Origin of the sequence: Pseudomonas sp. NFPP12 (genome assembly GCF_900103205.1) — a bacterium.
In the GTDB taxonomy this organism is placed as follows: domain Bacteria; phylum Pseudomonadota; class Gammaproteobacteria; order Pseudomonadales; family Pseudomonadaceae; genus Aquipseudomonas; species Aquipseudomonas protegens.
Genome location: NZ_FMWW01000005.1, coordinates 63,760 through 77,845, shown reverse-complemented (window position 1 = coordinate 77,845; position 14,086 = coordinate 63,760). Strand labels below are relative to the sequence as shown.

Below are 14,086 nucleotides of genomic sequence, written 5' to 3'. Positions count from 1 at the left end.
GGCAGCCCTTTCGCGGGCAAGCCAGCTCCTACGCAAAGGGACCAAGGCTCGTGGGGCGAGCTTGTGGGCGATTCGCCCTACAGCTCAATACTCATTCTGTCGTAAGCCACTTCCACCTTTCGGCGTACCAGTTCGGCACGTTCGGCGGAGTCTTCATCGAGGATCGGGTTGGTGTTGTTGATATGTATCAGCACCTTGCGCTGGCGCGGCAACTGTTCCAGCACTTCGAGCATGCCGCCGGGGCCGTTCTGCGCCAGGTGGCCCATTTCCCGGCCGGTACGGGTGCCCACGCCACGACGCTGCATTTCATCGTCTTCCCACAGGGTGCCGTCCACTAGCAGCACATCGCTGGCGGCCATGATCTCCAGGAGTGGCGCGTCGACCTTGCCCAGGCCCGGCGCATAGAAGAGTTTGCCACCGCTGCGCAGGTCTTCGACGATCAGGCCGATGTTGTCCCCCGGGTGCGGGTCGAAACGGTGTGGCGAATAGGGCGGCGCCGCGCTGCGCAGGGGCAGCGGCGTGAAGCGCAGGTTGGGGCAGGCGGGGATGCTGAAGCTCTGGTCCAGCTCGATGCGGTTCCAGCTCAGGCCGCCGTTCCAGTGGCTGAGCATCTTGAACAGCGGGAAACCGGTGCTCAGGTCTTCATGGACCATGTCGGTGCACCAGACCTGGTGCGGGCAGCCTTCACGCAGGCTGAGCAGGCCGGTGGTGTGGTCGATCTGGCTGTCCATGAGGATGATGGCGCCGATGCCGGTGTCCCGCAGGGCGCGGCCCGGTTGCATGGGGGCGAAGCTTTGCAACTGCGCGCGGATATCCGGAGAGGCGTTGCACAGCACCCAGTTCACCCCGTCATCGGAAATCGCGATGGACGATTGAGTGCGCGCCTGGGCCCGCAGGCTACCGTCGCGAAATCCGGCGCAGTTCACGCAGTTGCAGTTCCACTGCGGAAAACCACCGCCGGCGGCGGAACCTAGAATCTGGACAAACATGGACGCTCCCTGGGCTCAAGACTGAAAAAAGGACGGAGAACTGAAAATAAAAACGCCCCGGACGGGCCGAGGCGTTGCGCTGCGTTTCTGGCCAGAGGCAGAAATTAGCGGCTGGCGAAGTACATGGTGACTTCAAAGCCGATACGCAGGTCGGTGTAAGCAGGTTTGGACCAGGTCATAAAATTGCTCCTTTGAGGTGGGTGGGACGGGTGTTGCCTATACATATAGTCCACCTCCGGCGGGAGATGTTCAGATGCTTAGGAGGCTATCTTACTAAATTCCCGCTGAAGGTTGCCCGCAATTCTGAAGAAAGCTCATTGCAGCGCTGGTAATGATCATTCTGCCACTTGCCAGGGGGCACCCGGGCACGGCCTGTTGGCCAGCGCGCTGCAGCCGCCGGCAGCCTCTCTGAGTTGTCGGGCGGCCTGGATCACGATGGCGGGTGTCAGGGCCTCTATGCAGCCTTGCAACTGCGGCAGGTAATCCGACGAATGGCCGGCCAGTTTTGCCTGCAACAACAGCTCCATGGCCTGTTCCTGAGGCAGGGTCGCGGGCTGCAACTGTTGAGCCAGGGCCTGTCGCTGATCATTCCAGCTGGGCTCGTCGAGTGCCTGGAGTTGTTCGGGCAGGTGCTCAAGGAATTGTGCGATGTGCTGAAGTATCTCGGTGACTGTCGCGCCGGGGGATTGCACGCCGAACAACAGACCCGTCCGGCCGTTGCGCTGGCGAACGGCACTGAAGACGCCATAACCCAGTTGCAGCTCCACCCGCAGGCGCTGATAGAACGGGGTCTGGCAGAGCTGGCCGAGCAGGCGCCATGCGGCTTCATCGGCAAGGCTGGCGCTGGGCACGGGATAGAACAGCAGCAGGGCATGCTCACCGGCACTCCCGGGCAGGTTCTGCCACTGCTGGCCGGTGCCTGCTGGCACCGGCCGGCAGAGGGTGGCGTCCGCTGTGCCGGGCATCTGTTGCAGGGTTCGGCTCAAGGCTTCCTGGATGGCGGCTGGCAGCGCCAGGCCCAGTCCGTCCCAGCGAGCGCTGGCCCAGAGTGCTTGCAAGGCCTCTGGGTCGGGCTGGGCCGGGCTGTCGGGCTGTGGCTGTTCGCTGAATGCCTTGAGCAATTGGCGGATCGGCAGCAGGGGCGCTTCAGCATTGACGCTTGCCTGCTCATGCCAGAACGACTCGGCAGGTCGCCCCAGGGCTTTCAATGCTTGCAGTAGCACTGCGGGCATGGGGGACGGCAAACCGTGCAGTTTCAGCAGCCAGTCTTTGCCACAAGAGGTGAAAATCAGCTCTACGCCGGCCTGGCGGGCATCGTCGCGCAATGTCGCCAGGCTGCGCAGCAACCGGGCATGCAAGCCCATCGGGGCAGGCGAGGCCAGTTGCCAGCGCAGAGTCAGGGCGCTACCAGAAGGATCTGCTGGCAGCGCCTGGCTGAAGCTCAGGGCCGAGCTTTCCTTGCGGCCCCGGGAGCGATCCTGGGCAAAGGTGCGCAGCCCGCGATGAGCGCTGGTCTGCCCACGAATCAACCCGGCCCGTGGTGCCTCGATCGTGCTGCGCAGAAAGGGGTTGGCAGGAGGCAGGCGCCAGTCGTGGCTGAAGTGCTCCACAGCCTGGGGTTGCAACTGCTTGAGCACCTGCTTGAGGGCGGCCAGCCCCGACTCATCCAGCCCATCGGCAGCTTGGCGGCTGTCGCGTCGGGACAGTTCCAGGGCGCTGGCAACTTCGATCTGGCGCTGTTGCAGCAAGGCATATTCTTCGCGCAACGGTGCCCAGTCGGCCTGGGCACTGAAGAACCCCAGCCACTCTGTCAGCAGCTCGCGTACCTGAGCCGGGGCTGATGCCGCCACGCTGGTCAGATCGAACTCCAGGTGCAGCAGGGCCTGGCCGGCGAACTCATACAGGAGCGTGGCCTTGAGGCTGTGAGCCAGTTGGCGCTGCTGGAGTTCCGCCAGCAACCCGCCGGGCTTGGCCGATTGCAGCCAGGTGCAGAGAAAATCCACAGCGGCAGTCGCGCCCGCGGGCAGCCGCTCTAGAGCAAACAGCAGGTCCAGCCGCTGGCCGCTGAGTTGTTGGTAAGTCTGTTTGCCTGTGGCCATTAGGGCGGGAGGCGCTGTCTGCTCAAGGTGTTGACCGCTCGGCAGGCAACTGCCGTAGCGTTCCGCCAGGGCTCGGAGCTCCTCCAGTGGCTGCGGGCCGGCGAGGCTCAAGACCATTTGCCCGGCCTGGTAATACTCGCGATGGAACTGCTGCAAGGCCTGCTGGAAGGCGTTATTGGGCAGGTTCAGGCTGTAGCGGTTGCCAGCGTGGAAGGCCCTTAGCGGGTGCGCGGCATGAAGACCGTCAAACAGTGCGAACTGACGCTGCGCTGTCGCATCCCGGGACCAGGCGATGAACTCCGCGTGCAGGACTTCCCGCTCACGGTGTTGGTCCTCCAGGCTCATGCGCGGTTGAGCGAGCATCTCGCACAGACGTTCCAGGCCACCGGCGAAGGCGCTGGCCGGCAGCTCGAAAAAGAACTCGGTGGCACTTTCGCAGGTTCGCGCGTTCAGTTGCCCGCCCTGGGCCCGTACATAGGCCATCAGCCCCTGTTCGACAGGAAAGCGCTCGGTCCCGAGAAACAGCAGGTGTTCCAGAAAGTGCGCCAGGCCCGGCCAGGCCAGCGGCACATCGTGGCTGCCGGCGGCGACCCGCAATGTCGCGGCGCAGCGTTTCAAATGGGGAGCATGACGTAGGGAAACCCGCAGGCCGTTGGCCAGGGTTTCCAGTGGGGGCAGAGGGTGATTCGGCGCGGGCATGAGCACTTCCAGAACAGAGAAGCGCTCATGCTAGCGGATATCCCCGGATCAGCGCTTGCTCAGGTCGTCGTAAAGCTCGGGGCGGCGATCGGACAGGTAGCGGTTGAGCGCCCGGGATTCGCCCATCAGTTGGCGGTCCAGGGTGCCGATGATCAGGGCCTCGTCGAGACCGGCCAGGGCAATCCGGCTGCCGTCGGGGGCGGCGATGCTGCTCTGGCCGCAATAGCGGATCTGTTCTTCATGGCCACAGTAGTTGGCATAGGCCACGTAGCACTGGTTCTCGAAGGCCCGGGCACGGATCGTCACGTCGGCGACGAAGTCGTAAGGGATCATGTTGGCGGTCGGCACCAGAATCAGCTCCGCGCCTGCCAGGGCCAGGCGTCGTGCATTCTCCGGGAACTCGATGTCGTAGCAGATCAGAAAGCCGAGTTTCCAGCCGTCCAGTTCCACCAGCGGAAAGTCATCTTCGCCGGCGCTGAACATCGAATGGTCGAGGTCACCGAACAGGTGGGTCTTGCGGTAGTTGCACAGGCGCTGCCCCTGGGCGTCGATCAACTGCACGGCGTTGTAGATCTGGCCGTCGGCGCTGCGCTCCGGGTAGCCATAGAGGATCGCCGTGCCGGAGGCCTGGGCGATGGCGGCGATGCGCTGGGCCGAAGGGCCGTCCTGGGCCTCGGCCAGAGCGCCCACCGCTTCCAGGCCGATGTTGTAGCCGCTGAGAAACATCTCCGGCAGCACCAGCAGATCGGCATCGGTGGCCTCCATGGCCACCTGATGCAGGCGTTGCAGGTTGCCGGCCACATCCAGCGGCCTCGGCGGGCACTGATACAGGGCGACGCGCATGGTCTTCACTCCACTCACTGACAGACCGGCCACTGTAGCCGCTGTCGCAGGTTCGTACGACATCCCCGCAGGGCAAGCCTGCGGGAACGAGCGCCTGCCCGGCCGCCGGTTTCAGTCGGCCAGGGCAATCGGCCCGATCTCGTGGAACACATCCCCCGGGCCCGGATTCTCGGCGTGGGTAGCGCCACCGAAGTGCTTCATGATCCCCCACACCGCGTTCAGCGAGGTCTGCACCGCACCCTCGACCCAGGCCGGAGTCCAGGAGACATCGTCACCAGCGATGAAGATACCGCGCTGCTCGGCGGGCATGTCGTCCTGCATGAAGTGCGCGTACATCCGCTGGTTGTAGCGGTAGTGGCCCGGCAGCGCGCCCTTGAAGGCGCCGAGGAAATGCGGATCGGCCTCCCAGGAGACGGTGATCGGGTCGCCGATGATACGGCTGGCGATATCCACCTTGGGGTAGATCTTCTTCAGCGCATCCAGGGCCAGCTTCACGCGCTTTTCCACCGGCTGCGGCAGCATCTTCAGGGCATCGCTCATCCACGAGTAGGACAGGCAGATCACCCCCGGCTTGTCGTCGCCGTTGTCGAACAGGTAGGTGCCGCGGGTCAGGCGGTCGGTGAGGGTCATGCTCATCAGGTCGCGACCGGTTTCCGGATCCTTGTCCTTCCAGAACGGCCGGTCGACCATGACGAAGGTCTTCGACGACTGCATGTAGCGGGTGCGGTCCAGGGCCATCCACATCTTTTGCGAGAACAGCGATTCCTCGCATTCGATCTGGGTGGTCAGCAGCCAGCTCTGGCAGGTGGTCAGCACCGCGGCGTATTCCCGGGTGTCGCCCCAGTTGTCGGTGACGCTGAAACGGCCATCGGCGGCCCGGGCAATGCGCTTGACCCCGGTACGCGGCGCGCCGTGGTGCAGCGAGCTGAGGCTGGTACCGGCCGGCCAGTGGGCACAACGCTCCGGCACGTGGCGCCAGATGCCCAGGGGCACCTGCTCGACGCCGCCCACCACCAGGTGTTGGTGGTCGTCGCAGTTGGTCATGACCACGCGGAAGATTTCCAGCATCGAGTTGGGGAAGTCCGAATCCCAGCCGCCGGTGCCGAAGCCCACCTGGCCGAACACCTCACGGTGATGGAAAGACAGCTTGGCGAAGGCCTTGGAGGTGGCGACGAAGTCGTAGAAGGTGCGGTCGTCCCACAGCGGCACCAGGGTGTTCCACAGTTCCTTGAGGCGCGGCACGTCGCGGTCACGGATTGCCTGCTGGATTTCGCTGAAGCGCGAACCGTCCTCCAGGGCATCGGCCCAGGCATCGGCGACTTCCTGGAACAGCGCCGGCAGGTCGGCGAGTTTCTGGGCGTAGTGGGTCTGGCCTTCGAGGTCGATGACGGTGCTGCCCGAGGCCGGGGTCAGCGGGTTGGGAAAGGGCTTGGTTTCAAGGCCGAGCTTGTCGACGTAATGGTAGAAGGCGGTGGACGACACCGGAAAGCGCATGCCACCCAGCTCGGCGATGATCCCCTCGGCTCCCTCAAAGGCCTGGGAGCGCAGGCGGCCGCCCATTTTCGAGGCTTCATAGACCACTGGCTTGAGGCCCAGCTTCATCAGCTCGTAGGCCGCCACCAGCCCGGCGATACCGGCGCCGACAATCGCCACTTCAGTGCCGTGCCGTGCCTGGGGAATGCTGCCCAGGCCGGCAGGATGCTCGATCCAGTCGTCGAAGGCGAAAGGGAAGTCCGGGCCGAAAATGGTGATCGGCTTCTTACCGTCTGCAGGATGGCGATTGTTCTTGTTCATGGCTGACCTTGGCGGGCGGCTCAGCAGAGTGCTGAGTATAGGAAAAGATGGCAGCCATTCTAGAGAGGGTGAAACACGTAAATAAGACGCAAACTGTCGTCGTTATGCTCGGTTATTTATCGATATGACGAATTTGTGAGTCAGATTGACTGGCTGGCAGGGCGCGCCTTACAGCGCGTGCCCGCGATCGATCTTGCTGCTGAGAATGATCGAGGTGGTGGTTTTCTCCACGCCGTCAACGCTGCCGATCTGGTCCAGCAACTGGTCCAGCTGTTCCGGTGAGTCGGTGCGCAGCCAGGCCACATAGTCGAATTCGCCGCTGACCGCACACAGTTGCTGGACCTGCGCCATGCCGCTCAGGCGCCGCAGCACTTCCTTGCCAGAGCGCGGCTGGACCTTGATGCCGACATACGCCTGCAAGCCGCCATCGACTACCCGCTGCCCCAGGCGCACGCCATATCCGGTAATGACCCGGGTCTTTTCCAGGCGGGCCAGGCGCGAGGTCACGGTGGTGCGGGCGATACCCAACTGCCGGGCCAGCATCGCCACGCTTTCGCGGGCGTTGATCTGCAAGGCTGCGATCAATTGACGGTCGACTTCGTCAAGAACGGGAGGGCGGCTATCGGACAAGGTGGGCTCCAGCACGGCTATCGGGGGAGCGCACATGTTACAGGCTCCCGTGAACACCCGCCGCAGCTCCCGGAGAACATGGCGCAAGCGACAGCTACGCTCTGCAAGTCGGGAATTTTTTTGAAACAAATGACCTGCGACAGATTGTCATAAGTAACTGGTTAGTACATTCTCGCCGTCAGGTTTTGAAGATGGGAGAGTTTTTAAGATGAAAAACACGGGGGCTGCCGCCGGCAGCAAATGGTTGCTCGGGGGGCTGGGTATCCTGATTGCCCTGATCGGGCTGGGCCTGGCCGCAGGCGGGGGTTACCTCCTGAGCCTGGGCGGCAGTGCCTATTTCCTGTTGATGGGCCTGGCGATGCTGGTGTCCGGGCTGCTGATCGCGCGGCGCAACCCGCGTGGTGCCTGGCTGTATGGGGTGGCCCTGGTGCTGACGGCGATCTGGGCGGTCTGGGATGCGGGCCTGGAATACTGGCCGCTGGTCTCGCGGGTACTGACCTTCGCCGTGATCGGCCTCGTGGTGGCGCTGATCTACCCGACCCTGGTGCGTGCCTCCGGAGCCCATGCCGGGCGCGGTGCCTATGGCCTGGCTGGGCTGTTGGGGATCGGTGTGGTCGCGACCCTGGCCTACATGTTCGTGCCGACCCATGTGGTCAAGGCAGACAAGGTGCCAGCGGTCCAGCCGGTGGCTCCCGGGGCGGAACAGAAAGACTGGGCCCACTGGGGCAATACCACTGCGGGCAACCGCTTCGCCGCACTGGACCAGATCAACAAGGGCAACATCGACCAGTTGCAGGTGGCCTGGACCTTCCGCACCGGTGACCTGCCCGAAAGCAACGGCGCTGGTGCCGAAGACCAGAACACACCCCTGCAGATCGGCGATACCGTCTACACCTGCACCGCCTACGGCAAGGTGTTCGCCCTGGACGCCGACACCGGCGCCGAGCGCTGGAAGTTCGACCCTCAGGGCTACGCGCCAAACTGGCAGCGCTGCCGCGGCCTGGGTTATTTCGACGCCTCTGCCACCCCGGTAGCCGATGCTTCGGTGCCTGCTGCTCCGGTGGCCTGCACCAAGCGCCTGTTCCTGCCGACCGGTGATGCGCGCCTGATCGCGATCAACGCTGAAACCGGCAAGCCCTGTGAAGACTTTGGCAACCAGGGCACGGTCGATCTGAAAACCGACATGGGCGAGATCAAGCCGGGCTACTACCAGCAGACTTCGACACCGTTGGTGGCGGGTACCGTGGTGATCGTCGGCGGCCGGGTGGCGGACAACTTCTCCACCGGCGAACCGCCGGGCGTGGTTCGGGCTTTCGATGTGCGCAGCGGCGAGCTGATGTGGGCCTGGGACCCGGGCAACCCGGCCACCACCAAGCGCCCGCCGGCGGGTGAAACCTACACCCGTGGCACGCCCAACGTCTGGTCGGCAATGTCCTATGACGCCAAGCTGGGCCTGGTGTATCTGCCCACTGGCAACGCCACCCCGGATTTCTTCGGCGGCCAGCGCACCGAGTTCGACGACAAGTGGAACTCCTCCATCGTCGCCATCGACGTGAAGACCGGCCAGGTTCGCTGGCACTTCCAGACCACCCATCACGACCTCTGGGACTTCGACCTGCCGGCACAGCCGCTGCTGTACGACATTCCGGACGACAAGGGCGGTGTGCAACCGGCGCTGGCCCAGGTCACCAAGCAGGGCGAGATATTCCTGCTCAACCGTGAGACCGGCAAGCCGATTGCCCGGGTGGAAGAGCGCCCCGTGCCCCAGGGCAATGTGCCGGGCGAGCGGTATTCGCCGACCCAGCCGTTCTCGGTGGAAATGCCGTCGATCGGCAACCAGACCCTGACCGAGTCCGACATGTGGGGCGCGACTCCCTTCGACCAGCTGATGTGCCGTATCCAGTTCAAGGGCATGCGCCATGAGGGTGTGTACACCCCGCCGGGCCTGGATCATGCGTTGCAGTTTCCGGGCTCCCTGGGCGGCATGAACTGGGGCAGCGTGTCGGTGGACCCCACCAGCAACTACATGTTCGTCAACGACATGCGCCTGGGCCTGGCCAACTACATGATTCCCCGGGACCAGATCGCCGCCGGTGCCAGTGGCATCGAGATGGGCGTGGTGCCCCAGGAAGGCACGCCGTTCGGCGCCATGCGCCAGCGCTTCCTCTCGGCGGCGGGCATTCCCTGCCAGAAGCCGCCGTTCGGCACCATGTCGGCCATCGACCTGAAGACCCGCAAGCTGGTGTGGCAAGTGCCGGTGGGTACCGTGCAGGACACCGGCCCGCTGGGGATCCGCATGCACCTGCCGATCCCGATTGGCATGCCGACCCTGGGCGCGTCCCTGGCTACCCAATCCGGTCTGCTGTTCTTCGCCGGTACCCAGGATTTCTACCTGCGGGCCTTCGATACCGGCAATGGCAATGAGATCTGGAAGGCGCGCCTGCCCGTAGGCAGCCAGTCGGGCCCCATGACCTACGTGTCGCCCAAGACCGGTCGCCAGTACATCCTGCTCACCGCTGGCGGTGCGCGGCAGTCGACGGATCGTGGCGACTACGTGATTGCTTACGCGTTGCCCAAGAAATAAGCGCAGCCTGGCAGCAGCATGAAAAAGCCGCGCAATGCGCGGCTTTTTCATGGCCGCAGGCAACGGGCTTCAGCCCCCTTGCGATTTGGGGAAGGCGGGGCATGTTCCGGGAGGGCGTTGGTGGTTGACTGCAGGGGAGTGTAAATAAGAACTGTCTTAGATACTGTTTGTGGGTATTTTGCTAAAAAGCCGCCTTTTCCAGATCCCGAAATAGTGGGAATGAATAAGGATGTCGGCATGACGTACAGGCTGTCTCTTTCAGGCTTTCAGGATGCGGTCGAGCATTTCCACACGGTGGTCGAGGCCCTGGCCTTCTATGAAAGCCTTCAGGAGAGGGAGGGGGGATGCACCTGGCGCAGGCCGTGCAGAATTGCACTGCCTGCAAAGGAATACCTTCGTCGTCCTGCTTCCGGGAATCAGTGTGCAAACCGTCACCGAAGAACTGGAAACCGTGTGGGAGTGGGCGCCGGAAGATCGCCTGAAGATTCGCCCCATGTTGAAAGAGCGCTATCGGACCAAGACTTGATGAAGTTTGCTTTTCAAGCAACAGACACATAAAAGCCGCGCATTGCGCGGCTTTCTTGTTTGGTGGGCCCACACGGACTTGAACCGTGGACCAAAGGATTATGAGTCCTCTGCTCTAACCAACTGAGCTATAGGCCCTCAGTAGGCGCCGGATTATAGCGATGGTTTCTCGGCTGTGCTATCCGAAAAATCGGAAACTCGGATCCGCAGGAAGGTCGTACAGAACTCCTCGGCTTCAAGGGGCAGGCTGACGATATAACCCTGGATCTGTTCGCAGCCTTCCAGGGTTAGGAAGGTCTGCTGCTCCTGGTTTTCCACGCCTTCGGCAATCACCGTGAACTGCATGCTGCGCCCCAGGGCGATGATGGCGCGGACAATCGCCACGTCGTGGGGGTCGTCCGGCAGCCCGCGGACAAAGGACTGGTCGATCTTGAGAAAGTCCAGGGGCAGGCGCTTGAGGTAGCTGAGGGACGAGTAGCCGGTGCCGAAGTCGTCGATGGCCAATTGCACGCCCAGGCGCTTGAGCTGATGCAGCACTTCCAGGGCTTCTTCGGCCTGGCTCATGATGAAATTCTCGGTGATCTCCAGCTGTAGCATTCCGGGCTGCAGGTCATAGTCGCGCAGCAGTTGCTCGATGCGCCCCAGCAGGTTGGGCTGGCGCAACTGGGCGCCGGCGAGGTTCACCGACAGCGGGCCGAAATCCTCAAAGCGCCGGTTCCAGTTGTTGAGTTGCAGGCAGGCCTGTTCCAGTACCCAGTCGCCGATCAGCAGGATCATGCCGTTTTCTTCGGCCAGGGGAATGAAGTGCTCGGGGGGCACATCACCGAAAGTGGGGTGATGCCAGCGGATCAGGGCTTCGGCGCCCACCAGCTCGTGGTTGCTGAGGCTGATCTTGGGTTGGAAATACAGTGACAGCTCGTTGCGCTCTATGGCTCGCCGCAGCTCGTGCTCCAGGGCTACCCGTTCGCTGGCCTGGGCGGTCAGGTCTCGGGTGTAGCGCTCCACGCGGTTGCGGCCCTTGGCCTTGGAGCGATACATGGCGGCGTCGGCGTTCTTGATCAGGGTGGCGACATCGCAGCCGTCCTTGGGGTACAGGCTGGTGCCGATGCTGGCACTGATGAAGAACTCGTGTTCGCCGGCCTGGAAGGGGGCGGTAAAGCAGTTCAGCAGCTTGGTGGCGATGTGATCGGCATCGCTGGCCTGGTGCAGGCCCGGCAGCAGGATGATGAATTCGTCGCCACCCAGGCGGGCCACGGTGTCGATATCCCTCAGCTGTTCCTTCAGACGCACGGCGATGCCCTTGAGCAGCAGGTCGCCCACCGGGTGGCCGAGGCTGTCGTTGATGTGCTTGAACCGGTCCAGGTCGAGGAACAGCACCGCGCCCTGGCTGCCGTTGTCCTGTTGGTTATTGAGGGCACTGAGCAGCCGGCTTTCGAACAGGGTGCGATTCGGCAGGCCGGTCAGGGGGTCGTGGTGAGCCTGGTAGTCGAGCCTCGCCTGGGCGTGCTTGAGGCTGGAAATATCGGCGAACACCGCGACGAAATGGGTGATCTGGTTTTCCCGGTTGCGCACCGCGTTGATGGTCAGCCAGTTGGGATAAAGCTCACCGTTCTTGCGCTTGTTGGAGATCTCACCCTGCCAGTGGCCCTCCAGGGTCAACTGATGCCACATCGCGGCGTAGAAGGCGCTGTCATGCAGGCCCGAGGCAAGCAGGCGCGGAGTGTGGCCCAGGGCTTCACGTTCGCTGTAGCCGGTGATTTCGCTGAAGGCGCGATTGACTGCGCTGATGCGCTGCTGGGTATCGGTGATCATCACGCCTTCGGCCGTGCTTTCGAATACGGTCGCCGCCTGTTGCAGCTTCTCCTGCATCAGGCGTCGGTCTGTGATGTCCCGGGCGATGGTCAGCATGCAGTCGTCACCGCCGATGGGCAGTGGCCGGCTAGACAGCTCGCAGAGGCGGATCTGGCCATCGTTGCGCCGGATATGGCAGTTGAAGTCGCGGACAAAACCATCGCGCTGCAGCAGGTCGAGCATCTGCTTGCGCTCATTGAGATTGACCCAGATGCCCAGGTCCAGGGTCGAGCGGTCCAGCGACATGGCGCTGTTGAAGCCGGTGATGCGACTGAAGCCTTCGTTGACCTCGATCAGTAGCCCGTCGCGCTGACGGGTCAGCAGCAGGCCATCGGGGGAGGCATGGAAGGCCTTGGCGAACTTCTCCTCGGAGGTCTGCAGTTGTTGCTGGGTCTCCTTGAGCTGGGTGATGTCGCGCACCACCACCACCAGCGCCGGCGTGGTGTCGAGGTCGAAGGGCTCAGCGGAGATCAGGCCGGTGAACAACTGGCCGTTATGCCGGCGAAAAGGCATTTCCAGATTACGGATGCTGCCGGCCTGCAAGCGTTGCAGCAGCCCCGGCCCGACCCCGGGGATGCCCCAGATATTGAGCTCGGTGGCGGTCTGGCCAACCACGCTTTGCGCGCTCAGGCCGATCTGCTCCTCGAAGGCCTTGTTGACTTCCAGCAGGCAGCCGTCGGACAGCCGGGCAATCACCAGGATGTCCGGACATTGCTGGAACACCGAGGCGAACTTCTGTTCGGACAGGCGCAGGGCCTCTTCGGTGTGCTTGGTCTCGCTGATGTCGATCATCAGCCCGCGCATCACCGGTTCGTGGCCATGCTCGATCAGGCTGACGATGTCGCGCACCCAGAGGCAGCGGCCGTCGGCGGCGATCACCCGGTAATCGAGGCTGTGATCTCGCCCGGCCTGCACTTCGTGATCGCAGAAGGCCTGGGCCCGGGTCAGGTCCGCGGGGTGGATGATGTTGCGCCAGAAGCCGGGAATCAGCCAATGGGCCAGGGGATAGCCCAGCAGGGCTTCGGCATGGGGCGAGACATAGCTGTAGGTAAAGTCGCTGATGCGCGCTTCCCAGGCAATCGCGGACAGGCTTTCCACCAGGCTGCGGTAGTGGTATTCGCTGCTGCGCAGTTCCTGTTCCAGGGCGACCCGCCGGGAAATTTCCGAGCTCAAGCGGCGGTTGATGCGGATCACCACCGCCAGCACGGTGACCAGCAACAGAAGACCGGGCAGGCCATACATCAGGACATCCGACCAGAAGGTCCTGTGGTCGAGCACGCTGCCCACCCAGTGTTGCTGGATGGTGCTGATTTCCTCGGGGCTGAGGTCGGCGAGCACCTTGTCGAGAATGCTTACCAGGACCTTGTTTTCCTGCGGGACGCCCATCGCCAGCTGATAGCGATAGGGGGTTTCGCCGCTGACGTAGAGACCGTCGAGCTTGAGCTGACGCAGGCTCCAGACACTGGAGGCAAGGTCGCCGACCACGGCGTCCACTTCGTCGGTGGCCAGGGCCTGCAACGCCGAGCTGACATTGGGCATGGCCACCAGGTTCAGGTCCGGGTGGTGGGTGCGCAACAGTTCGTGAGGGGCGTAGTTTTCCACCACCGCTATCTTGAGGCCGTACAGTTCCTTGAGGTTGTGGGGTTGCGCGCCGCCTTCATGGGCGAGGATGACGATGGGGAAGTCCAGGTAAGGCCGGGTGAAGGCCATGTAGCTCTGGCGTTCGGGGGTCGACATGATCCCGGGCAGCAGGTCCAGCTTGCCCTGCTTGGCGTCCTCTAGCACCGCGGTCCAGCTGGCGGGCTCGACGGGCTTGAGGTTTACGGACAGGCGCTCCTGGATCAGATGGATGTAGTCCGCGGCCAGGCCCTGATAACGGCCTTCTTCATCCCGATACTCGAAAGGCGGCCATGAAGCGTCCACACCCAGGCGCAGTTCCGGGTGAGTCTTGAGCCAGCTACGTTCTTCGTCGGTGAGAGTCAGCGCGCCAGCCGTTGCGGTCCAGGTGAGCAGCGCCAGCAGGAGCATGGCCGACAGTCTGGGCATAACCGTCTCGTTATGGCACGGGGAAT

General features: G+C 63.4%; 8 protein-coding genes and 1 tRNA gene. 1 reads left to right on the top strand and 8 read right to left on the bottom strand.

What is annotated here, in order from left to right; all coding sequences use genetic code 11:
- Positions 1-77: 77 nt before the first annotated feature.
- From pqqB to BLS75_RS21440, 6 genes are all read right to left on the bottom strand, one after another.
- Positions 78-989 carry a pyrroloquinoline quinone biosynthesis protein PqqB gene (gene pqqB, locus BLS75_RS21465; protein ID WP_072451752.1) on the bottom strand — a complete coding sequence of 304 codons (912 nt, stop codon included), beginning with the start codon at positions 987-989 and terminating at the stop codon, positions 78-80.
- A 104-nt stretch (positions 990-1,093) separates the two neighbouring features.
- Positions 1,094-1,168, bottom strand: coding sequence for a pyrroloquinoline quinone precursor peptide PqqA (gene pqqA, locus BLS75_RS21460; RefSeq protein WP_003194766.1), 75 nt, complete (start codon positions 1,166-1,168; stop codon positions 1,094-1,096).
- Positions 1,169-1,324: 156 nt separating this feature from the next.
- Complete coding sequence (gene pqqF, locus BLS75_RS21455; protein ID WP_072451751.1) at positions 1,325-3,787, bottom strand: pyrroloquinoline quinone biosynthesis protein PqqF; 2,463 nt, start codon at positions 3,785-3,787, stop codon at positions 1,325-1,327.
- A gap of 48 nt (positions 3,788-3,835) precedes the next feature.
- Entirely contained in the window at positions 3,836-4,630 is a 795-nt protein-coding gene (locus BLS75_RS21450; RefSeq protein ID WP_072451750.1) for a carbon-nitrogen hydrolase family protein, read from the bottom strand.
- 111 nt (positions 4,631-4,741) lie between these two features.
- Entirely contained in the window at positions 4,742-6,424 is a 1,683-nt protein-coding gene (locus BLS75_RS21445; protein ID WP_011063846.1) for a flavin monoamine oxidase family protein, read from the bottom strand.
- 168 nt (positions 6,425-6,592) lie between these two features.
- Positions 6,593-7,054: an Lrp/AsnC family transcriptional regulator gene (locus BLS75_RS21440; protein WP_011063845.1), complete on the bottom strand. Its 462-nt coding sequence runs from the start codon at positions 7,052-7,054 to the stop codon at positions 6,593-6,595.
- Between the two features lie 208 nt (positions 7,055-7,262).
- Here BLS75_RS21440 and BLS75_RS21435 point away from each other — a divergent pair, with 208 nt between their 5' ends.
- Positions 7,263-9,638 (top strand): glucose/quinate/shikimate family membrane-bound PQQ-dependent dehydrogenase, encoded by a 2,376-nt coding sequence (locus tag BLS75_RS21435; RefSeq protein ID WP_072451749.1) that lies wholly within the window; start codon positions 7,263-7,265, stop codon positions 9,636-9,638.
- A 586-nt stretch (positions 9,639-10,224) separates the two neighbouring features.
- Here BLS75_RS21435 and BLS75_RS21425 read toward each other — a convergent pair.
- Both BLS75_RS21425 and BLS75_RS21420 read right to left on the bottom strand, forming a co-directional pair.
- Positions 10,225-10,301 (bottom strand) — tRNA-Ile (locus BLS75_RS21425).
- Positions 10,302-10,316: 15 nt separating this feature from the next.
- Positions 10,317-14,060, bottom strand: coding sequence for a bifunctional diguanylate cyclase/phosphodiesterase (locus tag BLS75_RS21420; protein WP_072451748.1), 3,744 nt, complete (start codon positions 14,058-14,060; stop codon positions 10,317-10,319).
- Between the last annotated feature and the right edge of the window lie 26 nt (positions 14,061-14,086).

Excerpts from the sequence above, each read along its gene's own strand:
- pqqB (WP_072451752.1), bottom strand. The coding sequence starts at position 989 with ATGTTTGTCCAGATTCTAGGTTCCGCCGCCGGCGGTGGTTTTCCGCAG.
- pqqF (WP_072451751.1), bottom strand. The coding sequence starts at position 3,787 with ATGCCCGCGCCGAATCACCCTCTGCCCCCACTGGAAACCCTGGCCAAC.
- BLS75_RS21450 (WP_072451750.1), bottom strand. The coding sequence starts at position 4,630 with ATGCGCGTCGCCCTGTATCAGTGCCCGCCGAGGCCGCTGGATGTGGCC.
- BLS75_RS21435 (WP_072451749.1), top strand. The coding sequence starts at position 7,263 with ATGAAAAACACGGGGGCTGCCGCCGGCAGCAAATGGTTGCTCGGGGGG.
- BLS75_RS21420 (WP_072451748.1), bottom strand. The coding sequence starts at position 14,060 with ATGCCCAGACTGTCGGCCATGCTCCTGCTGGCGCTGCTCACCTGGACC.
- BLS75_RS21445 (WP_011063846.1), bottom strand. The coding sequence starts at position 6,424 with ATGAACAAGAACAATCGCCATCCTGCAGACGGTAAGAAGCCGATCACC.